This is a genomic window from Pseudorhodobacter wandonensis (genome assembly GCF_001202035.1).
GTDB lineage: Bacteria > Pseudomonadota > Alphaproteobacteria > Rhodobacterales > Rhodobacteraceae > Pseudorhodobacter > Pseudorhodobacter wandonensis.
The window spans coordinates 38,185-63,054 of sequence record NZ_LGHT01000044.1; the positions used below are offsets into that span (position 1 = coordinate 38,185).

General features: G+C 56.8%; 15 protein-coding genes and 1 tRNA gene. 10 read left to right on the plus strand and 6 right to left on the minus strand.

Annotated elements, in window-relative coordinates; translation table 11 throughout:
• Positions 1–5: 5 nt before the first annotated feature.
• Genes AKU79_RS15230 through AKU79_RS15250 form a run of 5 tightly spaced genes read left to right on the plus strand, consistent with a single transcriptional unit; the run spans position 6 to position 6,928 of the window.
• Positions 6–2,477 carry a hypothetical protein gene (locus AKU79_RS15230; RefSeq protein ID WP_050524440.1) on the plus strand — a complete coding sequence of 824 codons (2,472 nt, stop codon included), beginning with the start codon at positions 6–8 and terminating at the stop codon, positions 2,475–2,477.
• A gap of 57 nt (positions 2,478–2,534) precedes the next feature.
• Positions 2,535–3,797, plus strand: a complete 1,263-nt coding sequence (locus tag AKU79_RS15235; protein ID WP_082224071.1) for an ABC transporter substrate-binding protein — start codon at positions 2,535–2,537, stop codon at positions 3,795–3,797.
• A gap of 3 nt (positions 3,798–3,800) precedes the next feature.
• Positions 3,801–4,814 (plus strand): carbohydrate ABC transporter permease, encoded by a 1,014-nt coding sequence (locus AKU79_RS15240; RefSeq protein WP_050524442.1) that lies wholly within the window; start codon positions 3,801–3,803, stop codon positions 4,812–4,814.
• Positions 4,811–5,860 (plus strand): carbohydrate ABC transporter permease, encoded by a 1,050-nt coding sequence (locus AKU79_RS15245; RefSeq protein ID WP_050524443.1) that lies wholly within the window; start codon positions 4,811–4,813, stop codon positions 5,858–5,860. The genes AKU79_RS15240 and AKU79_RS15245 overlap by 4 nt, the downstream gene beginning before the upstream one ends.
• A 9-nt stretch (positions 5,861–5,869) precedes the next feature.
• Positions 5,870–6,928: an ABC transporter ATP-binding protein gene (locus AKU79_RS15250; protein ID WP_050524444.1), complete on the plus strand. Its 1,059-nt coding sequence runs from the start codon at positions 5,870–5,872 to the stop codon at positions 6,926–6,928.
• 6 nt (positions 6,929–6,934) lie between these two features.
• Here AKU79_RS15250 and AKU79_RS15255 read toward each other — a convergent pair whose 3' ends face one another.
• Both AKU79_RS15255 and AKU79_RS15260 read right to left on the minus strand, forming a co-directional pair.
• Positions 6,935–7,843: an alpha/beta hydrolase family protein gene (locus AKU79_RS15255; RefSeq protein WP_231580220.1), complete on the minus strand. Its 909-nt coding sequence runs from the start codon at positions 7,841–7,843 to the stop codon at positions 6,935–6,937.
• A 174-nt stretch (positions 7,844–8,017) separates the two neighbouring features.
• A complete protein-coding gene (locus AKU79_RS15260; RefSeq protein WP_156209812.1) occupies positions 8,018–8,788 on the minus strand; it encodes a hypothetical protein in 771 nt (256 codons plus the stop codon).
• 151 nt (positions 8,789–8,939) lie between these two features.
• On the opposite strand from AKU79_RS15260, the gene AKU79_RS15265 reads away from it, so the two are divergent.
• Positions 8,940–14,987 carry a glycosyltransferase gene (locus AKU79_RS15265; protein ID WP_050524446.1) on the plus strand — a complete coding sequence of 2,016 codons (6,048 nt, stop codon included), beginning with the start codon at positions 8,940–8,942 and terminating at the stop codon, positions 14,985–14,987.
• An 86-nt stretch (positions 14,988–15,073) separates the two neighbouring features.
• On the opposite strand, the gene AKU79_RS15270 is transcribed toward AKU79_RS15265, so the two are convergent.
• Together AKU79_RS15270 and glf are read right to left on the minus strand one after the other, a co-directional pair.
• The gene (locus AKU79_RS15270; protein WP_231580206.1) at positions 15,074–16,960 is read right to left on the minus strand and encodes a heavy metal translocating P-type ATPase; all 1,887 of its coding nucleotides are present in this window, start codon (positions 16,958–16,960) and stop codon (positions 15,074–15,076) included.
• 186 nt (positions 16,961–17,146) lie between these two features.
• Positions 17,147–18,313: a UDP-galactopyranose mutase gene (glf, locus tag AKU79_RS15275; protein ID WP_082224072.1), complete on the minus strand. Its 1,167-nt coding sequence runs from the start codon at positions 18,311–18,313 to the stop codon at positions 17,147–17,149.
• 189 nt (positions 18,314–18,502) lie between these two features.
• Here glf and AKU79_RS15280 point away from each other — a divergent pair, with 189 nt between their 5' ends.
• Positions 18,503–21,043, plus strand: a complete 2,541-nt coding sequence (locus tag AKU79_RS15280; RefSeq protein ID WP_050524447.1) for a calcium-binding protein — start codon at positions 18,503–18,505, stop codon at positions 21,041–21,043.
• A 50-nt stretch (positions 21,044–21,093) separates the two neighbouring features.
• Here the strand turns inward: AKU79_RS15280 and AKU79_RS15285 are convergent, their stop codons facing one another.
• Positions 21,094–21,954, minus strand: coding sequence for an NAD-dependent epimerase/dehydratase family protein (locus AKU79_RS15285; protein ID WP_050524448.1), 861 nt, complete (start codon positions 21,952–21,954; stop codon positions 21,094–21,096).
• 220 nt (positions 21,955–22,174) lie between these two features.
• Here AKU79_RS15285 and AKU79_RS15290 point away from each other — a divergent pair, with 220 nt between their 5' ends.
• Entirely contained in the window at positions 22,175–22,354 is a 180-nt protein-coding gene (locus AKU79_RS15290; RefSeq protein WP_050524449.1) for a hypothetical protein, read from the plus strand.
• Positions 22,351–23,019 carry a hypothetical protein gene (locus AKU79_RS15295; RefSeq protein ID WP_050524450.1) on the plus strand — a complete coding sequence of 223 codons (669 nt, stop codon included), beginning with the start codon at positions 22,351–22,353 and terminating at the stop codon, positions 23,017–23,019. Before AKU79_RS15290 ends, AKU79_RS15295 begins: the two co-directional genes overlap by 4 nt.
• A gap of 129 nt (positions 23,020–23,148) precedes the next feature.
• Here AKU79_RS15295 and AKU79_RS15300 read toward each other — a convergent pair.
• Positions 23,149–23,224 (minus strand) — tRNA-Thr (locus AKU79_RS15300).
• 232 nt (positions 23,225–23,456) lie between these two features.
• On the opposite strand from AKU79_RS15300, the gene glmM reads away from it, so the two are divergent.
• A complete protein-coding gene (gene glmM / locus AKU79_RS15305) occupies positions 23,457–24,797 on the plus strand; it encodes a phosphoglucosamine mutase (RefSeq protein WP_050524451.1) in 1,341 nt (446 codons plus the stop codon).
• Positions 24,798–24,870: the final 73 nt, after the last annotated feature.

The following is a 24,870-nucleotide window of genomic DNA, read 5'->3' on the forward strand; positions in this document are numbered from 1 at the left end:
TTCATATGCACGGCTATCTTTCCCATCCCCTGACCAAAGGAACCCCGATTGGCTATTGGCGCATCGGGGCCACAACTGACAGCCGTTATGATCTTCCCGATCTGCCGATGCAGGGCGAGATGGACCCGTTCTTTTTTCTGACAAAGGATAAGAACTTTATCCCGCATGAGTATCCGTGCCGGACGCAGTTTGCTGCGGAAAGACGTGGAAAGCGCCCCGAAGTGTCGGGGGCGTTTACCTCGACGCGCAACTGGTTGCCCTTTGGCTCGCCGCGTTTGGATTTGTCAGGTTTCTGGTTCCGCCCGACCCATGTGGCCACTTGGGCTGAAACTGTTATTCGCACCAAAGAGGCAGGTCTTGCGCGATTGCGGCTGCGCACCTGCGGCGGGGCTGTCATTCTGGTGAACGGCGTCGAACTGGGCTGGATGGCCCCCTACAAACGCAATGCAGAAAGCTCTGCCGAGTTTGATGTGCTGTTACAGGCAGGGGAAAACGCGGTTCATATCTTTTTTGATGATTTGGCCGAACGTGATGCGCGCTATTTTATCCAATTAGACTGGATGTCCGGCCCCGAGGCCGAGGCAGGCATTCCGACCGAATGCGATACCGATCTGGCCCGCGCGATGGAGCGTGCACTTGCAACCATGCATTTCGATGCGCCCGCCTATACCGGCGGCGAAGTGGCGCTGGTGTTGCCCGCCCCGATTCCGGTTGATGTTGATGTGGCCATTCGGGTTGAAGGCGATTTCATGTCGCATCACCCCGAGGCCCGCGCACGGCATTTACCCGCAGGTGCAGCGCGATTGGTTGTTGATCTTGCTGAAAACCTGCCGGGGGATTTCCGCCATTTCATTCCAACACTGACGGCCCAAGGCTTTTGTGCAACGCGCACTTTTGGCGTCGAGGTTTGTGACCTGACCACACAAGGGACCGCAGCTGCCGATTTGCCAACCCGCATCGAAGAAGCGTTGGATTGGGTTGCCCATCGCGCAGAGCCCGACACTGTGGCAGCCTTGGCGCGATTGGCCCAAGGGCTTGGCGGTGACAAAACCGAGGCGATGATTGATGCGACCCTTCCAGCGATTGAAGATTGCTGGGATTGCGCTGATTTCGCGCTGGTTCCGTTGTTATGGGGCAGAATGCTCTATGGCGATCTGATGTCGGAAAGGCTGCGTGCGCGGATTGATGCGGCCGTTCTTGGCTATCGTTATTGGATGGACGAGCCGGGCAATGACGTGCAGTGGTATTTCAGCGAAAACCACGCGCTGCTATTTCATACCGCGGCCTATCTGGCGGGCCATATGCTGCCAGATGCAACTTTCCGCCGTTCGGGCCGCAGTGGTGCCGAACAATCTGCTACAGGGCGGGCGCGGGTGCTGGCTTGGCTAACCCATTTCGAGCAATGGGAAATGGCCGAATTCAACTCGGCCCCTTATTTCCCGATTGACCTGAAAGGCCTGACTGCTTTGTTCGCTTTGGCCCCGGATGCCGATATCCGCGCGCGGGCCGAACGTGCAATAGCGCGGCTGATCCTGATGGTTGCCAATTCATCGCATCACGGGGTGATAACCGCTGCCCAAGGTCGTAGCTATGAACACACCTTGCGGGCCGGACGCACGCTTGAACTGTCTGCTATTACCCGCATGCTTTGGGGAATGGGCCAGTTTGGCGCACGCTTCCATTGTGTGCCGGGGCTTGCACTTGCGCTGCGCGATCATGGATTGTCGCTTGACCCCGCGCTTGCCAAAATCGCCAGTCTGCAAGCCGGAGAACAAGAATGGACCTTTGCCCAAGGCCAGGGGCATTTTGCGAAAATGTACCACGCCAAATCACCGGATTGGGCAATGGGGTCGATTGCAGCATATCGCTGGTTTGAATGGGGCTATCAGGAAACGCTTGTTCATGGTCGCATCGGCACCAATCCTGATGCGCAGATCTGGATCAATCATCCGGGTGAGGTAATTCACTCTGGCTATGGCCGCCCGTCATATTGGGGCGGGTCTGCCTCGGTCCCGCGCTGCCAACAATACCGCGGCTTGGCAGTCTTGCTATTCGATGGACAAGCTGAACAGCCCGACTTTACGCATGCGTGGTTTCCAACGGCAGCATTTGATGAGGTGATTGTCGGCCAAACCACAGCTGCCGCACGTTCAGGCCGGGGGGCAATGGCGATTTGCGCCTCTGGACCACTTTCTCCATTGGCAGAAGGCCCAACCGCAGGCTGCGAATTGCGGCTTGCCGGACGTCAGAACTGGTGGATTTTGCGCATGGGTCAAACCGATGACTTGGCCGATTTTGCCACGCGCTTTGCGACGCTTTCAGTGGTTGGCATGCAAGGCATCCATGATACGCTTACGATTGAGGACCCCGAGTACGGCGAGGTCGTTTTCCACGCTGACGGGCGGGTCGAAGCAGAAGAACGGGTGCTGAACCCGCAAGATTGGACGGTAGAGGGGTACCGGAACACAACCTGTTAAAGGACGCGGGGCAAAATGCCCCGGGGATTCATAAAAGACTCTAGGGAGGAGACCAAAATGAAAAAGACAGTTACAGCATTTACACTTGGGCTAAGCCTGTTGGCCAGCACGGCGATGGCAGGCGATGTCCGCATGATGTGGTATTCGGATGGTGTCGAAGGCGAGGTCATGAAAGACTTGCTCGCGCGGTTCCACGCGCAGAACCCCGATATTAACGTTATCCTTGACGAAGTTGCCTATAAGGTCGTGCAGGAACAGTTGCAGATCCAGCTTGAGGCAGGCAGCGGCCCCGACATCGCACGCGTCACCAACATCAAAACGCTTGCGCCGCATTGGCTGAATTTGACACCATATCTTTCTGATCCAGACTATTGGCGCACCAACTTTGGCGCCTATGCCGATTGGATGCGCGAAGACGGCAGCGATGCCATCACGGGTTTCATGACCCAGTTGACCCTGACGGGCGGCTTTGCCAACAAGACCCTGTTTGAACAGGCCGGCGTCGCGATGCCGGGCGCTGGTGCAACATGGGATGATTGGGTCAATGCCTCTGCCGAAGTGGCAAAATCTCAAGGTACAGCTGCGGCCTTTGCGATTGACCGGTCCGGTCACCGGATATCGGGGCCGAATGCTTCTTATGGTGCCAACTATATTGCAGCCGATGGTATGCCAGCGCCGATGGATGCCGGAAGCAAAGCCTTTGCCGAAAAACTGGTCGGCTGGGTTGCCGATGGCAAAATGCTAAAGGATACATGGGTCGCGGCGTCGGGTTCGACCTATCGCGCCGCAGCCGATGATTTCATTAACGCGGCAATCCCGTTCTATTATTCCGGTTCCTGGCAAATTGCGAACCTTTCCAGCAAAATCGGCACGGGTTTTGACTGGGTCGCTATTGGTTCACCCTGTGGAACAGTGGCTTGTTCCGGCCTTGCCGGTGGGGCCGCCTTGGTCGCTGTCAAATACACCAAAAACCCCGAAGATGTTGCCAAAGTCATGGAGTTTCTGGGAAGCGAAGAAATCGTGAAAGAGTTTTCCGAGCGGACCCTGTTTCTGCCGGCGCATGCTGGCGTTGTGACAAAGGGCGGTCTGAAATGGGATACAAAAGATCCGAACGTAGGCGCCGCCTTGGATAAGTTCGTTTCGGCCGCGACCGAGGTAGCACCCGCCGCCGCAGCGCTGCCGTCGTGGAAGTGGGCCTCGGCGTATTACGGGGCGCTGGTCAACCGGATCAGCCAGGTTATGGCAGGCGAACTGACGCTGGATGATGCCTATACCAAAATCGACAGCGACATCGCTGAACAGGTTGCGGCGGCGAAATAGGGCATGAAACCCTTGGCAAGCATACTGGGGGCCGTGATTGCGGCCCCCCTCGGCTGGATCGCCGGATTGGCCGAGGCACCACTGCGCCTTTGGCAGCGTTTGACTGGAAAAGGCGGCATGATCGCGTTTTTTCTTTTGCCGAACATGGCGATTTTCGGTGTGTTTGTGCTGTTTCCACTGATTATTAACATCGTCTATTCCACGACCTCGGGCAGCGCCTTGTTTTTAAGCGATCGCGACTTTGTCGGCTTGGGCCAATATGAGCGGCTACTGCGCTGCGACGATTACACCAATACACTGACCTGCCAGGAAGATCAGTTCTGGACCGCGGTGAAAAACACCGCTGTTTTCGTCGTGGTACAGGTTGGATTGCTTATCTCTATTGCCACTGCCACCGCGCTGATTTTGAACCGTGAGATCATGGGGCGCAGCTTTTGGCGCGCAATGTTCTTTTTTCCGGTTTTGCTGTCGCCTGTTGTCGTAGGTCTGATCTGGCGTTGGATCTTGGATCGCAATGGCGCGCTGAATGCGGCCCTTGTTGGTGTTGGGCTTGATCCGGTGAATTGGCTGCTGGAACGGGGATGGGCCTTTGCCGCGACCATTGGCATCACAATTTGGGCGCATCTCGGGTTTTATGCACTGATCTTGCTGGCCGGTTTGCAGGCTATCCCGCGCGACCTTTATGAAGCCGCCGAGATGGATGGCACCCCGCCCGGCCGCGTGTTCTGGCGCATTACCTTGCCGCTACTAATGCCAAACCTGCTTGTTGTGATTGTGCTGTCCTTGATCCGCGCAGTTCAGGTTTTTGATGAGGCCTATGTGCTGACAGGGGGCGGGCCTGGCACAGCAACGCTGTATCTGACCCAATATATCTATGAAGTCGGTTTTGCCTCGCTGTTGAAGAACCCCGGACTGGCATCTGCCGCCTCTATCCTTATGGGAGGCGTGCTGATTGTGCTTACTTTGGTGCAGCTTGGCCTTAGCAACCGCAATGAAAAGAAGGGTAAACAGAAATGACCCGTGCTTGGGCCTTCCTGTCACGTCGGCGAGCCGGTTCCAATTGGGATTGGACGGATATCGTAACCTTTGTCTGGCTGGGGGCCGGGCTGTTCATTGTATTTGGGCCCGCGCTCTGGCTGGTGCTGTCCTCGTTGAAGTCGCCTGCGCAACTGTCAGAATTTCCGCCGACTTTGATGCCATATGAGGCCCGCAGCGTCATAGTTGCAGGATATGAAAACCCATTGCCGCTATACAAGGTGACAGATGACGCTGGCACCCGCACCTTGGCCGAGGTACGCCGCGTTGGCACAGTCGCGCAAATGGTCGATCCGGCCGATCCCGGCACCATCCAAAAGATCAACATCGCGAACCGAACCCCCGAAAGGGACATTGGATTTTCCTGGTCCAACTATACCGACCCTTTCTTAAAGTTCGACTTCCTGAATTATACCAAAAATTCGGTTTTCGTAACCACGATGGCCACGTTGATCACGCTTCTCACCAACTCGATGGCGGCTTTTGCCTTGTCGAAATACGAGTTTCGCGGGCGTGGTTTTGTTATCGTGCTGATTGTTGCGACTTTGATGATTCCCTTGTCGGTCATTCTGGTGCCGCTCTATTCCATCATCTCGGGCGTCGGGTTGATAAACTCGCTTTGGGGGGTGATTTTGCCCACGGTCGCGACGCCGACAGGTGTGTTTTTGCTGCGGCAGTACATGCTGACTATCCCCTACGAATTACTAGAGGCCGCCCGCATGGACCATGCAAGCGAGTGGCAGATTTATTGGCGCATCGTCCTGCCCCTTACGGCGCCTGCGCTGGCCGTGCTGGCCATTTTCTCGGTGGTTTGGCGCTGGAACGACTTTCTCTGGCCGTTGATCGTTTTGTCGCGGCAAGAGGTATATACCCTGCAAGTAGGACTGAATGCCTATGCGGGCGAATTGAATGTACAATGGCACTATCTGTTGGCGATGACTGTTATGACAATGGTTCCGGTCGTGTTGGTGTTCATTTTTCTACAACGCTTCATAACTGCCGGCATTGCCGGATCGGGACTGAAATAGGGGTCTGGCATGGGTCGCATCGCATTACATAATATTCGCAAGGCATATGGGGCTGTCGAGGTTCTGAAAGGCATTGACCTGTCGATAAACGAGGGAGAGTTGGTGGTGTTTGTCGGCCCGTCGGGCTGTGGCAAATCCACTTTGTTGCGCATGATTTCAGGCCTTGATCGGCCGACAGGCGGTACGATCGAGATTGACGGACAAGATGTGACACGGCGCAGCGCTGCCGACCGTGGCCTTGCAATGGTGTTCCAAAGCTATGCGCTTTATCCGCATATGACCGTTTGGCAGAATATGGCTTTTGGCCTGCAAAACACCCGAATGCCCAAGGCCGAAATTGCCGAGCGCATTGCCGATGCCGCCCGATTGTTAGAGATAGAACCCCTGCTGGATCGGCGGCCGGGCCAGTTGTCGGGCGGGCAACGCCAGCGTGTTGCGATCGGGCGGGCCATTGTGCGCAGGCCCACGGCATTCTTGCTGGATGAGCCGTTGTCAAACCTCGACGCTGAATTGCGCGTATCCATGCGCGCAGAATTGACCGCCCTGCACAGCCGCCTTGGGGCGACGATGATCCATGTTACCCATGATCAAGTAGAGGCTATGACCATGGCCGACCGGATCGTCGTATTGCGCGCAGGTCGGGTTGAGCAGGTTGATACGCCGCTTAACCTTTACAACGTGCCGAATAACCTTTTTGTTGCCGGCTTCATCGGCGCACCGGGTATGAACCTATGGCCCGCTACCCCCGAAACAAAAGGCAGCTTCCTGCTTGAGGGCGGCACAAAGCTTGAGTTGCCGCATCTTGATCTGGCTGGTCCGGTTACGTTTGGCTTGCGGCCCCAGCATCTGCGCCTTGATGAAAACGGCCCCCTCACAGCCAAGGTCACTTTGGTCGAAGCACTTGGCGCTGAAAGTGTGGTTCATGCCGAACTGGAAGGTGGCGTCCGATTGCTTGCGGTGCTGCCCGGTCAACCCGATCTTGCGCTTCGCAGCCAGATCCGCTTTGCCTTTGACCCTGCCGCGCTGCATGTTTTTGATGCACAAGGTCAAAGGGTCAAAACAGGCTGAAGGCGGTTAATCGTGTCCTGACCCGACCAGAGTATCGGCAAAGAACTTCAGCAACGCGTTGCGCATTGCCGCGGTTTCTTGATGCCCGGCGCCTGACTCTCGGTGCACGACCAACGTGCCGCCGGCAACGTCATAGGCGTCGCGAAGTTGGGTTAGCGCAATGTCGGTAGCATACGGTGGCGTAAGCGGGTCCAGATCACCCAAACCGATGAACTGCGGTCGCGGGGCAACCATACCCGCAAGTGCACCATTCGAAATGCGGGCCAGCAGGCCGGGAATAGTTAGGTATATCCCGTGTAAATCATGCGCCCCCGTTTCAATCAGCGCCCGAAAATCGCTCAGGCAACATTCATGTGCTACAGCGGAAACCCTGGTGTCCATCGCGGCCAGCCAATACCCAAGCGTCGCCCCCATAGAGATTCCGAAAACCCCGATCTGCTTTGGCAAAACATCCGGGTGCTGGCTTAGCCAATCCAACGCAGACTTGCATTCGCCCATCATCTGACCGGCAAGGCTTCGCCCCTCCCAAAGGCGGGCCTTTGCCGCCACGCTTTCGATTTGATCGCGGCGACCGCCAAAGCAGGGCATATCGAGACAAAGTGAGGCAATCCCGAGGCTGGCCAGATCTGGCCCCAAGGGGCGGTGCAACGCCGGACGACCATGCATCAATTCATCCGCGCCAATGTCAAAGCGCGCGCCATGTGCGTGAATTACCAGAACCGCTGGCAATGGCTTTGTACGATTTTCGGGTTGGCAAAAGACCCCCCGTATCAATTCTTGCTGGGCAGTCGCAAAAGCCAGCTCTGTAACGATTGCGCCGTTTGTTTCTGCAGGATGTTTGCTGCAATCAGCCATGCGCAATGGATGGTCGAACAGCTCGAACATATCTGTCAAACTTGCCGCTTTGGGGGTCATTTGCAGCACCAATCCAAGGTATTTTGCGCGATTGCTTTGCGGCAGGCTAGCCGACCCTAACTCAACGCCCAAGCACAAAACAACCATTGCCGCATGACTGGTGCCATGGCTGCGGCTTCGCCCCTAACCGGTTCGCGTTATCCTTGCCCACCGGCAAAAGCGACTGGGATAAATTCAACTTGCCCGAAAGACAGGTGCCTGTGTACGCAGCATTGCTTCCAGCTCTTGCTTCGCCACAGCTGCATTGGGGACGGCCTGCAAAATTCGCGCCGATTTCTGGCCGCGCCTTAGCAGTGCATCATCGACAAGCTTATCATAGGCGACCGGATCGTTGATCTGGATTTCCAGAAACGCCAACAAACGCTTGATCAGCAAGCGGCCTGCCTTGGGGTCACTATAGACGTCTTCAAAATAGACAACAAAAGGCGAAAGGCCTGCCGCGTCCATCATCTTTGCCAACTCTTGCCGGCGGGTCATGCACTGGCGCGTGTGTTGCACAGCGCGCTGAATATTCAACGGGTCCAAGACAATCTCACCAGCCTCGATCGCCGGATAGATTTTTTGTGCGGCATCACTGCCCCAAGCACCCGTAAGATAGGCGAGCTCTAGCGATATGATACGGTCTGCTTCGCTGTGCCGGTCCAGAATAATATGCCGATACCCCAGCGCAGTACTCACCTCCAACAAAACCTCGTTAAAGGCTGGTGACATCAACTCATGGCAATGCTTGACCAAAGGCGTTTTCCCCAGGCTTGCATGCAGGTCCGCCCGCAGTTGCGCGATATCGCCGGTCTGCGCAAATGCACCGGAAATGTGGCCGTAGATGCGCTCGGTGTTGAAAGGCTCGTGCTGAATGCCTGTGTGTTCGGAAAGCGTGCTCAGCAATGACGCAAGCGTCGTGCCGCCAGTACGGCGCATCGTCCAGATTACATAGGGATAACTCAAAAACAGCTCCTGAGCGCGTCGGTTGTGTTTCTTATACATCATTCGCGCAAAACGGGAAATAGAAACGTGCGTTTTCGACGATGGCGCTTTACCCAAAGAGTATGTTGCGAAACAACAATTCTATGAAATTTGCTCTCAAAGCCGTCACACAATGACAATATCTGCCTCTAACATCCGTTGCGCGCCGCGTATTTCGGTGATTGTCCCGATATACAATGTTGCAGCACATGTGGCTGCCTGCATCCAAAGCGTGCGGGCCCAGACCTTGACCGAATTCGAGGTGTTGCTGGTTGATGACGGATCAACCGATGGCAGCGGCGACATTGCGTTGGCGGCTGCCCAAGGGGACCCGCGCTTTCGCCTGATCCGGCAAGAAAACGCTGGTCTTGCGGCGGCCCGCAACACCGGGTTGGACCACGCAACAGGCAGCTATATCGCCTTTGTCGACAGTGATGACCGGGTTATGCCCGACTACCTTATGCGGATGTGGCAGGTGCTGGAAGACTCGGGCGCCGATTGGGTGGCCTGCGCAATTCAATTCAACGCGGCAGACGGCAGCGGCGGCAGGCATTCTGCCATCCACGGCCATGCAGATCTGGGCCAGCATACCGCGCTAAGACGCTATCCGCTAGACAACTGGTGCGACGTGATTGTCCACTTTCCTTCGGCGTGGAACAAACTTTACCGCCGGTCGCTGATCGAGGGCTTGCGCTTTGATACAGGCATTTGGTTCGAGGATCATGGCTTCTTCTACCGTGCTGCCGCGCGCGCCGATCACATCCTGCATCTGCCCGAGGCACTGTACCTGCAAACCCGCGGGCGAACAGGCCAGATCACCACACAAGACGATGAACGTGTTTTCGACCAGTTTGCCGTGCTTGAAACCCTTGGGCGGCAGTTTGACACCGCAACCCGCCCCGGCGGGCAAACCGCTTTTGCGCGCATCGCCAGCCGCTTGATCTTTGAACGCAGCACTGTCATCGCAGATGCCGACCGCCGTGCACGCTTTGCCGATGCCGCGCGGATTTTCTTGCAAAAGCATGGTCTGACATACAGCCCCGACTGGGACGCCGGCATCGGTCGCAGCTGGGCCATAGAGATGGCAGGATCGCTGCCGCTTAGCGTGGTCCTGAGTTGGGATGGCAAAGATCGCGCAGCGCTTGATCGCAGTCTTGTTGCCCTGCGCGATCAAACCGCGCCAGGCTTTGAGGCATTGATTGTATGCCAAAGCAAAGCCGCGCGGCGCAGGTTGGTCGCACGCTACCCTGACATGCCAAGCCATTGGCAAACCATATGCGCACCACATAAAGGCGAAGGTGCAGGCTTTAACCACGGGCTGGCACAGGCACGCGGAACCTATGTGATGTTTGTTCAAACGGGTGATGCCCTGACACCCTGGACCTTGCTGCAACGCACTGAGGCAATGCTGCACACAGAGGCCGCGTTTGGCATAACCCAAATGCAACTGGCCCATCGCGATACAGACCAGACCAGCTATCACAATGGTATGCTTGATATGGGGCCGTGGCCGCTTGGCGCGCCGCCTGCGGGGTTGTCAATGCTGACACCTGCGCAGGCAATCAGCCTTGAAGCCCATTGCAGCGCCAAGATTTTCTTGCGGGCATTCCTTGGTCTACATCGGCTGGGCTTCACCAGCGGCCCGCGTCCGGATTGGGCGCTGTGTCTGAACGTGGCCCTGCTGGCGGCGCGCGCCACCTATATTCCCCATGCAGGCGCATTAATAGCAATGCGCGATGATGGCTTTGAGCGCTGGCACATCCCGTGGGGGGCACTTGCCCTTGCACGCGGACATTCAGCACTTGTGCAGGCCGTGGGGCGCGTCATGTCACAAGGCAATGCACCACGCTTGCCGGAGGGTTGGCAGCGCAGGTTGTTCGCCCGTGCGCTGCGCGAACAGGTCTATTTCGGCGACTACACAGGCCGTCTGTCTCGATGGCAAATGCTGGCAGGCGCTGCCTGTACCGCGCTGTGGCACGGCTATGGGGCAAACCGGGATGCCGGTCTTGACCCGTTTGTCGGGCCCCGGCTGGCGCGAATGCTGGACCCAATAGGGGTAGTGTTAGGACGTATGGGGCGGATCGGAAGAATCGCAATCAACCGTCGTGCATCCGCCACCTTGCCCGCCAAAGAAAGCAGGCCTTTGCACGCCTTTGATTTGAAAGATCACGGGCTGCTGATACTGCGGGCCAAGTTTCATTTAAGCTCCTACGCCAATATATATTTTCAAGCTGCAGGACGTGATCAGGTGCTGTTTCACCTGTCGTTGCGCCAAAACGAGGGACTTGCGGTATGCAACAGCCAAGGTCCGGATGGTCAGTGGAAAGCCGAAATCCGCCGTGCGGTGACGCTGCCTTCAACCAGCGCTGAAGTTACCCTTGAATTTGGCCCGCATTGCGTGCGCGTCCTTTTGGATGGGGCCGAGATATTTAACCTTGGCACGCAAGGCCAACACAAAGATGCCCGCTTTGCCGAACTGGGGATGATCGAAGGTTTCCACACCAATGGCGGCTTTATGCCCATCCATTTGCTGCCGCAAATGCCGCAGGCCGCGTTGGTCTTTGACAGCCGCCTTACCCTGCGTTTACGCAGCCCGAGCCCAACCGCCTTACGGCATTCGCTGACCTGTGATGCAAACCAGCCGCCTGCCGAGCTAGGCCTCATCACGGCGCCACAGGGCACAGCGACCACTCTGGTTCCAGCCTCGCTTTGGCGCGACTTGTCCGCAGACAAAGGCCTGACGCTAGAGCTGGTTCAAGGCGCGAGAACGGATCGGTTGACGTTAACCCGCAGCTGCCTTGCCGCGCGGATCGAGGCTTTGCTGTTGTTGCCGCTTGCACCAAGTGACAGCACCTTGTGCCTTACCCTGATCGAACACGTCCGCTATGCCAATTTGCGACCATTGCTTTCGGTGCCCGCGCTGACACATCTGGACAGGCTGGCCGCCCAATATGATGTTCAAAGCTTTGTGAAAGATGACGACGCGGGGCCGATTTCGCAGCCACCCACACCACTTACGCCCCCCCCCAGCTTACACGACCCGATTGACCAAGAGGTCGCAAGCGTTGTCGCCCGTCTGGCCCAAAGCCAATCGGTGGCGCCGGCCCAACGGCCTGATCCGCTTGCTGTTTTGGCGCTCATGCAAGTTTCGCCCGCGGCGCAGGCACCCCTGTTTCTAGAGCTTGCCGAGCATTTCTGCACCCAAGGCCGTGATTTCGAAGGTCTTTTCCAGCTTGCCAAAGCGCGGGGCTTGCTGCCCTTGCCGCATGCAGGCAGCCGCTGGGCGGTTTCCGCTAACCTGCCCTATCTGGTGGCCGATAAACGCTATCATCAGGCCGCCAAAGACCTGACAACCCTTAAAGAACCCACAACCGACTGGCTGGTAACACCGGCCATCGCATGGGCCGTGCGTATCTGCATTTCGCAGCCCCAAACACCGGCACGCAGTCGCAGCTATATGTTCGATGCTTTTTGCGCCTTTCTCTGGGCCCGCGTGGACAATTACTGGGACCGATTGCACTGCCATGAGCTGACCCGCACCGCCGCTGCACTGATCCTTCAGCGTCACCGCCTGATGCCGGATCAGCAGCAAAATGCTGTGGCCATCTGCGTACAGATCTATGGCCTGTCACGCCAGTTCTGGGCCGAGCTGGCGGGGGCATCTGATTTGCCATTCGACCTGTTGCAGGCCCAAGCGGCCTTTGCCGTGATTGCATCAGATCACGCAGACGCGGCGCAAAAGGACAAGGCGCTGCGCCTGTTCGAGACTGAGAAAGCCGTCGATGCCCCCCGAATGCGCCGCGAACTGTTTGGCCCCGCAGGCCTACCCGCCGCCAGCGAAGGTGCGATTGCCCCGGCCGATCTGGGCGCTCTGCTCACCCCCAACAGCAATACACTTGGCCGCAATATTCTGCGGCATATGGCCTTTCCGGGCAGCGCGCCGGTTCAGCCACAGGTCGCCGAAATGGCGCGCACGGCTTTGCCCGATCTTTATCCGCAAACCCCGCGCGCGCCCTATCTTGAAACCCAACAACATGCGACACAGCAAGCCTTGGCGCTATTGAAAGACCCATCGCAAGATAGCTTGGCGGCGGCCTTGACCGACAGTCTTGGCCAGATCTCGGATGCAGATTCGCATCATTTGGGGCTGGGTATTGCAGTGTCGATAATAGACGCCTTGCACGATACCAGCCCTGACCGCGCAGAGGTTTTCTGCGATTGGGTTCGAACAACGGTCACAATGCTTGACAGTATATCCACAGCTGACAGTGCGCAAATTGGCGCCGCCCCGCCTGAAAGCTGGCGTTCCGCGCCCGCCCTGTACCAACCTTTGCGCCGCCTGACAGATCGTGCCGATTTGCTGCCTGCGGCGCAAGCACTTGTCGATGATCTTGCCATTCCTCTCGCCATGTTCCCCGTTGCTGACAACGGTGGCCTGCCTGACGGGCACCCGCTGTTTGACACGATCGTCACCGTGTTTTCCTGTGTGCCATACCTTGATAGCCGCATCCCCGCTATGCGCGCAGGCTGGCTTGGCCGGCTTGTGGATCTGGGCGTGCCTTATGTTGTGGTTGTCGGTGGCGGGGATGGCACACGAACCAACGACATCGTGCACCTTGATGCGCCCGATGATTACGAAGGCTTGCCGCAAAAGACCTTAGCCGCCATTAAATGGGTCCATAACAATACCCGCTACGGGCACATGCTGAAAATCGACGATGATTGCTTTCTGAACGCCCCTCTGTTTTTCCAATCGCTCAGTTACCGCAAGTTCGACTATTACGGTCGATACCTTTATCGTGCCGTTGGACAGATGGATCGCAAATGGCATCAAGGCAAATCCAGCTCTCAGCGGGGTCGGCTTGATCTGGATAAATCGCCCGAGCCGAGCGAGTATGCCGATGGCGGTACCGGCTATGCCCTTAGCCGCACAGCCATGGCCGCAGCGCTGGAGGCCGCCGATAGCGCCGAAGGGCAGCAACTGATCGCTACGTCGTTTATGGAAGACAAGATGTTGGGCGACTTGCTGGCGATGCGCGACATCCGGCCAAATGAACAAGACTACCGCATTTCCATGCGCCGCCGAACTTATGGCGCCGCTATCCCTGTGGCCCTGTGGCACAACAGTTTCCACCCCAGCCAGACCGCGCCTTTGCAGCTGGTGCATCTGGATACCCATCTCGATCAGGCCGACGCGCTGGCACGGCTGGATAAACCCGGGCTCTGGCCACGCAAAATCTGGCCCAGCTATCAGGATGTAAAACTGGGTTACCAAAGCAATGCGCTGGAACTTATCAGCACCGAGCAGAGCGTAGAAAATGCCCGCAATGCAGCGGTGGCCGTGGTGGCCTGCATGCGCAATGAGATGTTCATGTTACCGCATTTTCTGAACCACTACCGCAAACTGGGCGCCGAGGCATTCCTGATCGCGGACAATTGTTCGGACGATGGCACTTTGGAGTATCTGGCCCAGCAACCCGATGTGACGCTGTTTTCGGTCGATACAGATTACAAGTTGTCGCATTACGGCGTCGCGTGGCAACAGGCCATGATGTCGGCCTTTCGCGTCGGGAAATGGTCTTTGGTGGCAGATGCCGATGAACTGCTGGTTTGGCAAGAAAGGCAATCCCAGACATTGCCAGAACTGCTGAGACAGCCTGCGTTTGCCGATGTCGATGCTGCCCGTATCTTCATGCTTGATATGTATCCGCAAGGGCCGCTGGAAGAGGCCGATTTTGCCACAGGCTCGCCTTTTGATCAGGCCGGATTTGCCGATAGCGTTCCTTTCTTGTCCAACACATTGACGCATGGTCCCTATTCGAACCAACCTTGTTGGACCTCGGCACTGCGGCACCGGTTGATAAAAGGTTCTCATCGCAGCCTGTTTGTGGCGCAAAAGCTTGCGTTGCTGCGCTATCAACCGTGGATGCGGCTTTCTGCGGGGCTGCATTTCGTCGGCGATGTGCGCATCGCCCAGCGCGAGTTGCTGTTCGCCCATTTCAAATATAACGCGGATTTTCGACGCAAAGCGCAAGCCGAAGTCATGCGCGGCCAGCACTTCAACGATGCCGAAGAATACCGCAAATACCTCGCCTTGGTTTCAGAAGGGCGCAGTGTGATCTTTGACCCGGACCATTCGCAACACTGGTCAACTGTTGATTTCGTCAAACGCAGGTTATAGCGGTGAATGCAGCTAGCGTTTCAGCTGGCGCGAGCCAATAGTTCTTCTGTTCGGTCCTCGATCCCGGTGCGATCACCGGGCGTTGATCAGGCGGCCTGATTCAAAATTGCATCCCTGTTGGGCGCGACATGCAAGGCGCGCAGCGCATTCAAGATAACAGCCACATCGATAGCCTCTTGCAGCAGCGCACCTTGGACAGGGGTCAAATACCCAAAGGCAGCCGCGATCATGCCGACAATAGAAAACCCTACCCCGGCCACCACGCTTTCAAGGGCAATTCGGCGCGAGGCCTTTGCGATTTCCATCCCCAAACCAAGCCGGTCTATTCTGTCGACAAGCAAAACTACGTCGGCAGCCTCTGCCGATGCCGCGGCCCCTCGGGCGCCCATTGCCACCCCTACATCTGCGGCGGCAAGCGCAGGCGCATCATTGACGCCATCTCCCACCATCATCACCGGGCCATTCTTGCGCTCTACAAGAACAAGCAGAACCTTTTGGTCCGGCGTCAAACCAGCATGAATGCCGTCTAGACCAAGACCGTCTGTTACCCGCCTGGCAACCTCGACACGGTCGCCTGTTGCCAGCAAAATGCGCGCGATGCCTTCATGGCGGAGCTTGGCCAGCATATCGCGCGTGCCCTCTCGCAAGGGATCTGCCATGACAAGATGCCCTATCATCTGTCCATCGACCGCCACGGCCACCAAAACAGAACCAGCAACAAGCGCCGAATGATCGCCGGGCTTTTGGCCTATGCGCCCCGCGACAAATCCATCACCACCCACAACGATATTATGGCCGTCGACACGCCCGATAACCCCTTCGCCTGCAATCTCGGCAACCTCGGACGGCACCGCCAAATCAATACCCCGCGCCCGTGCAGCCTGAACAACCGCTTGCGCAACAGGATGTTTCGAGGCCTGATCGAGCGAAGCCGCAAGCCGCAAAATGTCGCTTTCGGCAAAACCCGCGTTGCAATTAATCGCCACGATCTGGGGGCGGCCGTCCGTCAGTGTTCCGGTCTTATCAAGGATCAATGTCTGAATGCGCACCATTGCCTCAAGCGGTCTTGCGCCTTTGATCAAAACCCCGAAATGGGCAGCGCGCGACAGGCCCGCAACCAAGGCCACCGGTACAGCAAGAATAAGCGGGCAAGGCGTCGCCACCACCAAAACCGCAACCGCCCGAATAGGGTCGCCCGTAAACCACCAGGCGGCAAAGGCAATTGCAACCGTAACCGCCAAGAACCCCAGCGACCATTGATCCGCTAACCGCGCCATCGGCGCCTTGGACCGCTGCGCCGCTTCAACCAGCCGCACAATCCCGGCATAGGTGCTTTCCTCGGCCCGGCGAAGCGCGATCAGATCAAACGGCTCACCCGCATTTGTAGACCCGCTCATAGCCTCCATGCCTTGCGACAGGCGCACGGGCAGCGATTCACCCGTCAGGGCCGAGCTGTCAACAAAGGCGGCAAGCGACGCGATTTTGCCATCCACCGGAACAACATCACCTTTGCGGATCAGCAGCACGTCATCTGGCCCAATTTCATCAAGTGAGACCTCTTCCAGCCCGCCGTTTCTGTGCCGCATCGCTATCCGCGGAACCCGCGCCAATAGCGCATGCATTTCGCGGCGCGCGCGACCTTCGGCAAAGCTTTCCAGAAATGTACCACCGGAATACATCACAGCCACAACCGCGGCGGCCAATTCCTCGCCAAACACCAGCGCGGCCGTCATCGAAAGTGCCGCGACAATATCAAGCCCAAACTCGCCCCGTGAAAGGCTGCGCAAAATTTCGATTGAAAGCGCCGCCAGCACTGGAACCACCGAGGCAAACCAAATGACGTTTGCAATATCAGGATAGCCCGAAAAATAGCTGGCCAGCCCCAAACACAAACCCGACGCCGCAACAAGCAAAAGGACGACTTTGAACCGATCATTCACCATTTGCAGTATCCAGCCCATTGTTTCCCGCATCCGAAGCATTCAACGTTTCAAATGAAAACAAAAGGCTTTGTCACCATGGTCTACCCGCAAAGCACATTTTGACGCAGTAATCCGACCTGTCAAATCTTTCAAAATCTGGGGCGGCCTCGGGCAAAGCCAAGGAAAAAAATAAGGCGGTTTGCCAATTTCCGACGCAAGAATACCTATAACGCTATGTCATATCCTTAGGCTGTTGCCGATGTGGGTTGTTCGCGCGGTTTGGCCTGCGCCAACATGGCCGAAGCGCGCCAACAGCAGTGGCAATAAATCCAGCGACTCTCGGATGGTTACGTCCATATCCAGATAGCGATAGGTTCCCAACCGCCCGACAAAGCTTACATTTTTTTCAGCCGCTGCCAAATCCTGGTACTGACCAAGCAGTGCCTTTTCCGCAACCAGACGGATCGGATAATATGGGGTATCTGTCGGGCCACAGTCGCGGGCATATTCGCGGTAGCAAACAGTGGCGTCATGCATTTCCCACGGGGCGAAATGTTTGTGTTCGGTGATGCGGGTAAACGGCACATCACGGCTGCCATAATTCATTACCGCACATCCCTGCCAGTCGCCTTGCGCGACAAAGCGCTCGAAATCGAGTGTGCGATAGCCAAGCCGCCCAAGCCGGTGGCCAAAATAGCTGTCCAATGGTCCTGACCAAATCACATGATCGACTGTGGCCTCAATAGCGCGGGTAAAGGCGGTTTCCAAATGCACATCAATATTCACATGGTTCAGAATTGACGTGACCATCGCCGTATACCCCTGCTCGGGAATGCCTTGGAAGCGGTGCGAAAAATAGCTGTCATCATAATTGAACCGCAGGGGCAACCGTTTGAGGATTGCGGCAGGCAATGCAGAGGGGGCACAGCCCCATTGCTTTTCGGTATAGCCTTTGAAAAACGCGTCATAAAGGTCGCGCCCGATAAACCGCAGCGCCTGTTCTTCAAAATTTTGCGGGTTGGTCAGCGATCGGTCAGCCTGAGTGGTTTCAATAAAGGCACGCGCTTCACTGGGGCTAAACGTCTTGCCGAAAAACTGGTTGATCGTATGCAAGTTAATGGGCAAGGAATAAACAGCACCGTCGACAGTGCTTTTGACGCGGTTGCTAAAGGGCATGAACCGCGCAAATCTGTTCGCATAGGCCCACACCTCTGCGTCATCGGTGTGAAAAATATGCGGGCCATAGGCGTGTATCAGCACACCGGTTTCGGTGCAGCGTTCGGTATGGCAGTTTCCCGCAACATGATGACGGCTGTCGATCACAGTGACCATATGTCCGGCCTGCGCCAAACCCCGCGCCAATACCGCGCCGCTAAGCCCTGCACCCACAGTCAGAAACTTCATCCCTGCCCTTTCAAATCGCACGCCTTCGGGCGCGCACCTGCCAAGCGAAGGTGCCATCCCAAGCGTTAAAAACTAATGAAAAGGCACTTAAAAAGAGGAGAAAGCGGCCTGTTTCCGCCTGCTTTCTGTCCCCTTCGATCCCTGATGCGCTGTCAAACTGAATCACTGAACATGCAAGGGTTGGGCTAAATGTATCTGGCGTATCGACAACGTGTGGTTACCGGAGACGTGGCGCTCGATGGTGACATCCGCAAGCTGCAAGTTGTCGATTTGGCCGGTCACAGCTATTTGTTGTCTTTGACCGGGGTGAATGGCGGGCTGGCCGCGTATCGGCTCGGGACAAACGGTGTTGTAAGTGGCGTAGCAGACACCGAATATTTTTCAATTAACCAACGCAACGGCGTCAGTGGCGGGATGGCAACGGCGAGCGGTGGGGCCAATGGCACGATTGCGCTGGCTGTCGGGATTGGCACGGCAACGATGCACTATACCCTTGACGCCAATGGAAATTTTGCAACGACTTCGGGAACCAACGCAACCAGCGGCAGCAATGTGATTGCGGCTGCCCAACTGACCGGCGGAACCGTTTATTACAGCGTCGCTCAGGGCAGCGGGCAGGTGATGCTGCATACGGCAACTGCAGTTACTGCCCAGCAAATCACCCTGAATAGCGTCTCGGTGCTGGATACTGTCAAAATCGGCAGTCAAAGCTTTTTGCTGTCAGCGCAATACGGCACACAAAGCATCAGCAGCTACAGCATTAACACCAACAGCGGCGCGCTTACACGCGTAATGGAAGTCGGCGGCGAACAGGGGCTGGGCATCAACACCCCCACCGCGTTTGAAACCGTGACTGCCTTTGGCAAAACTTGGGTCATTTTGGGCAGCAGCGGCAGTGATTCCCTGAGCGTCCTCGAAATAGATGCAACGGGCCGTTTGAAGACGGTCGACCACGTTCTTGATACGCTTGGTACCCGCTTTGGCGGTGTAAATGCCGTTTCCGTCGCACAGGTCGGGGACCGGGTTTTTGTGGTGGCAGGCGGCGCCGATGACGGGCTGAGCTTGTTCACGCTTTTGCCAGATGGCAAGTTGCTTCACCTTGAAACGATAAGCCAAACCGTCGGCGCCGGCCTGATGAATGTAGTCAGCATCGAAACTGCGGTGTTGGCCAATGCGCTGCAAATCTTTGTCAGCAGCGGAACCGATAGCGGCATTACACAGTATTTTGTTGATCTGGCCAATCTGGGTGTCACCCTGCGCGGAGATAGCGATGCCCCGAATTCGCTGCTGGGCGGCGACGGCAATGATCTTTTGGTGGCCGGAGAAGACGACACCCTGCGGGGCGGGGCAGGAAACGACATTCTTGTGGGGGCAAAGAATGCACGGCTAACAGGGGGCGATGGTGCCGATATCTTTGTGCTATCCGAGACCGGCGGCACCACCCTTATCCGCGATTTCACAGTCGGCGCGGACAAGCTTGATCTCTCATCCTTTTTCCTGCTGCGCTCGGTCGAACAGCTCAGCATCACCTCCAACAGCTTGGGCGCGATAATTCAATTGCGTGATACGATCGTTGATGTCCGCACGAATAACGGAACATCACTGACCCGCAATTCGCTGTTCGGTATCAACTTTGACTGGCCTGACCGGATACCGATTTTCGCATCCGACGAACCGGACCCCGTTCCTGTTGAAAACGTTGTTTTGGTCGGTGACAGTACTGACGACTTGCTTGCAGGCAATAGTGGAACAGACTGGATAACGGGCGGCGCTGGCAATGATACCCTAAACGGGGGTGCGGGCAACGACACGCTGATCGGCGATAGCGGCAATGATTACCTGGATGGCGGTGCCGGTGCTGACGATCTCTATGGCGAAGGCGGCAATGATCGCCTGCTAGGGGGGGATGATAATGACACACTGACCGGCGGTGACGGCGATGACATTCTTTATGGCGGCACCGGCAATGATCTGATGATGGGTGTCAATGGCAATGACACGCTTTACGCCGAAGGCGGAAATGACACCATCAGCGGGGGCTATGGGGTTGATGCCTTATACGGAGGGGATGGCGACGATGAAATCTGGGGCGGATTCGGCAATGACCTGATGTATGGCGGTGCCGGTAACGACATGATGGGCGGCAGCGAAGACAACGATCTGATGTATGGCGACGCGGGGAATGATACCGTCTGGGGGGGCGCACAGCATGACACGCTTTATGGCGGCGACGGGGTAGATACTGTGGGCGGCTTTTGGGGCAACGATTTGGCCCATGGCGACGACGGTGACGATTTTGTCTGGGGAAACTTTGGCAATGACACCCTCTACGGCGACAATGGCAACGACATGATCGGCGGCGCTGAAGGCAATGATGTGCTGTACGGCGGCGAGGGCAATGATACTTTAATAGCGGGCGATGATGCCGACATTTTGTACGGCGGGAACGGGAATGACCTATTAACCGGCGGCTCTGGCGATGATTGGCTTTCGGGCGGCGCGGGGGCCGATACGTTCTTTTTCTATTACAATCACACCGGATCGGATCGGATAACCGATTTCAACCCTGCCGAAGACTTCGTCCAGTTTGATACCTCAGCGGTCAGTTTTCAAACACTGCACATGTCCCAGCAAGGCGACGACGTGGTGATAAACCTGAACCGAGGCGCGGTCACCCTGCTTGCGACAGACCTGTCAGATCTTGGCCCTGACAATTTCCTGTTCGGCTAAGCCGCCTTGGCAGCAGAAAATTCGCCAGGCAAACCGACTGCATAGCCAATTCAGTTTAGGGGGGCGATTTGATTACCTGCAGGCCGCCATCCGGCCTTGCGGGCTTGCGCAACCAGATCGCCGGCATCCACAGCAGCCAGCGGCACCAGAGCCAAAAGGCGCGACACGTTCATCTCTAGAACCGCTAATGCGGTCGCAGGCGCCTTGCGGTAAGATACATCAAGCGCGGCCGCCTTCATTACTTCGCCCATTTCCAATACTCTGGGATTGGCCACATTCAGAACAGGTGGCAAAACCAGTGCCGGATTACTTAGCGCAAGCAGAACATCTGCCAACACCACCGCGCCAATGTAGCTGCGCCGCGGGGTCGTCCCATCCGAAAAGCGGTCCAGCGTGACAGCCTGACGCGCAGCCGTTTGAAACAACGTATCCGTTCCCGCAACATTGCCCAACCGCAAACATGTCACCTCAGGATAAGGCGCCATTGCCTCCTCCATTTCCAGCTTGGCAATTCCATAGGCAGATGCCGGACGGCAAGGATCGCTCTCAGACACAGGCACCTTACTGTTGCCATAGACAGCCTGCGTCGAAGCGATCAATACGCGGGGAATGCCCGCCGCCCGCGCCGCCTTGACCGACGCAAGTGCAAGAGGCCTGTTTTGTGCCAGCGCGGCTTTGTCGTGGCCGGTGACACCTGCCAGCACGAACATAGTGTTTATCCCCTGCGGCATGTCAGGGGCTGGGCCACCAAGAATATCCCACAGCAGCGATGCGCCGGGAAACGCGGCAATGGCGCCAGCCTCGGCCCCACGGCGGTGCTGCCAAATCGCGCGTGGTGCAGATGTCGGCCAGACCCGCGCCAGCGCCTGCCCTACCCGCCCTGTTGCGCCCAAAATGACCGGCCCTATCATGCGTCTTTCACCATTGCCCAGACTTTGCGATCGTTTGAAATTTGGCTTTCTGATGCCTCACTCGGCTTTCCGCATTGCGCGCTGCATTGGCCCTGTTCCGAATGCTCAGCTTGTATACTCCAACGTCCTGTAGACTCTTTTGATAGCAAGACTTGCCTTCAATTGTGTTAAGCTCGGACGGAAAGCGCAAGCACAGCGCCTCTGATTTTACGAGGACGGGATGACACCAATCTTGCAAGCTGCTGCCTATTCTGCGTTGGCTTTGGAAGCAGGGGGCTGGGAATTCGCTGTGGCCAAGCGTGATTTTGGCGTGCTTTCGGGCGGCTGGTCACTGGATATGATGCTGAACCGCCATGCCTTTGCTATGACGGACCGCGCTGCAAAGACCGACCAAGAATGAAGCGCTCCTCTGATGAGACCACATTCAAACATAGCGCCCCTGCAGTTGCGCTGCGGATTGTGGTCATTCTTGCAATTTTAATCGGCGCAACCTGGGCCGCGCATCTTGTCCGCGAAACACTCGGCTTCACAATTGCGCCCGAGAACGAACAGGCCATGCACCGCGCTGTGGTGCTTGGGGTGGTCGCCTATATCGTACTTACAGCCCTGCCCTTTGTTCCGGGCGCTGAAATTGGGATTGCGATGCTGACCGCTTTTGGCGCCGACATCGCGCCGTTGATCTATGGCGCAACCATTATCTCTTTGCTCTTGGCGTTTAGCATTGGCCGGTTGCTGCCCATAGACCTGCTGGCGCGACTGCTTGCGTTTTTGCGCCTGAAGAAAGCCAGCGCCCTTGTCACGCGTGCAGCGGCCACCCCCGAACACAAGCGTTTGGCTTTGCTGCTCGACAGAGCACCACCGCGCATGCTGGACCTTGCGTTAAGGTACCGCTACATCGCGCTGGCGGTGCTGATAAATACGCCGGGCAATGCCATAATCGGTGGCGGCGGCGGAATAATGATGCTCGCTGGTATGAGCGGCATCTTCATGCCGCTTCCAACCCTGCTTACAGTCGCAATTGCGGTTTGCCCTGTCCCCTTGGCAGTTTTGCTCTTCGGGGCGTAATCGATTTAAATTAGAACAGGCAAACCCGCCGAAATTGCAAAAGCCTGTTTCGCCGACAGCCCGTTTTTAAAAATTGAAACCCGCTTCCTCGCAAACCTTCTCGTTTCACTAAAGCTTGGGAAAGTTAGATGGTGCCCCAAGACGGATTCGAACCGCCGACCTACTATTTACGAAACAGTTGCTCTACCTGCTGAGCTATTGGGGCATGCAAGGCGCGTATAAATCGCTTGGATCGTCTATGCAACAGTGTTCAGCTATGGGCGCACAGCATTGACGCATTTGCACGGAAATTTTTACGAACAGGCCACAAGTGGCACAAGGATCGCAGCACACTAGACACAGTGCAGTGTCTGCTCTAATTAATCTCTAAGAAAAATAGGCAAATGCGGCGACTTCCTGGCAAGGATTTTGCGGGACGGCACGCAAAAAGAGGCAGCATGACAAAGACGCTTTTTGGAACGGACGGTGTGCGCGGGCGGGCAAATAGCTGGCCGATGACTGCCGAGGTGGCCCTGCGGCTTGGTGCTGCGGCGGGCCGGTATTTTCGCCGCGACAATCACGAATACCGCGTCGTTATCGGCAAGGACACGCGGCTTTCCGGTTATATGATCGAAAACGCTTTGACAGCCGGGTTCCTGTCAACCGGTATGAATGTGTTTTTGCTCGGCCCGGTACCTACGCCAGCTGTTGCCTATCTGACGCGTTCGTTGCGCGCCGATGTCGGGGTGATGATCTCGGCCAGCCACAACCCGGCTGCAGATAACGGCATCAAGTTTTTCGGCCCCAATGGCTATAAACTATCGGATGAGGCCGAAGCCACGATTTCCCAACTGCTCGAGTCGGGCGTGGCACCGGCTGCGCCCGAAAACATTGGCCGCGCACGCCGGTTTGAGGATGCCCGTGGGCGCTATATCGAATATGCCAAAACCACCTTCCCCGGCAGCAAGCGGCTGGAAGGATTGCGCATTGTGGTTGATTGCGCCAATGGTGCCGCCTATCGCACGGCGCCTGCGGTATTGTGGGAATTGGGGGCCGATGTGATTCCGATCGGTGTTGATCCTGACGGTACCAATATCAATGCCAATTGTGGATCTACCCACCCCGAGGCGGCGGCCCGCAAAGTGCTGGAAACCCGCGCCGATATAGGGATTTGCCTTGATGGCGATGCAGACCGCCTTATCCTGATTGATGAAACCGGCGCTGTGGCTGATGGTGACCAGATCATGGGGCTGATCGCGACGCGCTGGGCGGCAGAGGGTAAGCTGGCCGGAAAAACCCTTGTTTCAACTGTCATGTCCAACCTTGGGCTGGAACGCCATTTGCAATCGCAAGGTATCGCGATGGAACGCACTGCCGTCGGCGACCGCAATGTGGTCGAGCGGATGCAGGCTGGCGGGTTCAACCTTGGCGGCGAACAATCGGGCCATATCGTGATGACCGACCACACCAGCACTGGTGACGGCCTGATCGCAGCGTTGCAGTTTCTGGGCTTTATGGTCGAAACCGGCAAAAAGGCCAGCCAGCTTGCCAAAGTGTTCAAACCTATTCCGCAACGGTTGGTCAACCTGCGCTTTACCGCAGGCACCGCACCGCTCGAGTCTGATGAAGTGCTGGCCGCCATTCAGACCTGCGAAAAGATGCTGGAAGGCAGCGGTCGGCTTTTGATCCGCAAATCAGGGACCGAACCCCTGATCCGCGTCATGGCCGAAGACGAAGATCCAGCCAAACTGGAACATGTTTTGAACACTGTGGTACAAGCCGTCAAAAAGGCCTGCTGATCAGGACCAGCAATCCTCGGTTTTGCGACTATAATTCAGGGCAAATTGGCATTATTGCCTTTAAGCTGACGCA

Bases quoted from the DNA above. Each gene is read 5' to 3' on its own strand.
- AKU79_RS15240 (WP_050524442.1), top strand. From the start codon at position 3,801: ATGAAACCCTTGGCAAGCATACTGGGGGCCGTGATTGCGGCCCCCCTC.
- AKU79_RS15270 (WP_231580206.1), bottom strand. From the start codon at position 16,960: ATGCGGGAAACAATGGGCTGGATACTGCAAATGGTGAATGATCGGTTC.
- AKU79_RS15290 (WP_050524449.1), top strand. From the start codon at position 22,175: ATGACACCAATCTTGCAAGCTGCTGCCTATTCTGCGTTGGCTTTGGAA.
- AKU79_RS15280 (WP_050524447.1), top strand. From the start codon at position 18,503: ATGTATCTGGCGTATCGACAACGTGTGGTTACCGGAGACGTGGCGCTC.
- AKU79_RS15295 (WP_050524450.1), top strand. From the start codon at position 22,351: ATGAAGCGCTCCTCTGATGAGACCACATTCAAACATAGCGCCCCTGCA.
- glf (WP_082224072.1), bottom strand. From the start codon at position 18,313: ATGAAGTTTCTGACTGTGGGTGCAGGGCTTAGCGGCGCGGTATTGGCG.
- glmM (WP_050524451.1), top strand. From the start codon at position 23,457: ATGACAAAGACGCTTTTTGGAACGGACGGTGTGCGCGGGCGGGCAAAT.
- AKU79_RS15265 (WP_050524446.1), top strand. From the start codon at position 8,940: ATGACAATATCTGCCTCTAACATCCGTTGCGCGCCGCGTATTTCGGTG.
- AKU79_RS15230 (WP_050524440.1), top strand. From the start codon at position 6: ATGCACGGCTATCTTTCCCATCCCCTGACCAAAGGAACCCCGATTGGC.
- AKU79_RS15235 (WP_082224071.1), top strand. From the start codon at position 2,535: ATGAAAAAGACAGTTACAGCATTTACACTTGGGCTAAGCCTGTTGGCC.
- AKU79_RS15250 (WP_050524444.1), top strand. From the start codon at position 5,870: ATGGGTCGCATCGCATTACATAATATTCGCAAGGCATATGGGGCTGTC.
- AKU79_RS15255 (WP_231580220.1), bottom strand. From the start codon at position 7,843: ATGACCCCCAAAGCGGCAAGTTTGACAGATATGTTCGAGCTGTTCGAC.
- AKU79_RS15285 (WP_050524448.1), bottom strand. From the start codon at position 21,954: ATGATAGGGCCGGTCATTTTGGGCGCAACAGGGCGGGTAGGGCAGGCG.
- AKU79_RS15245 (WP_050524443.1), top strand. From the start codon at position 4,811: ATGACCCGTGCTTGGGCCTTCCTGTCACGTCGGCGAGCCGGTTCCAAT.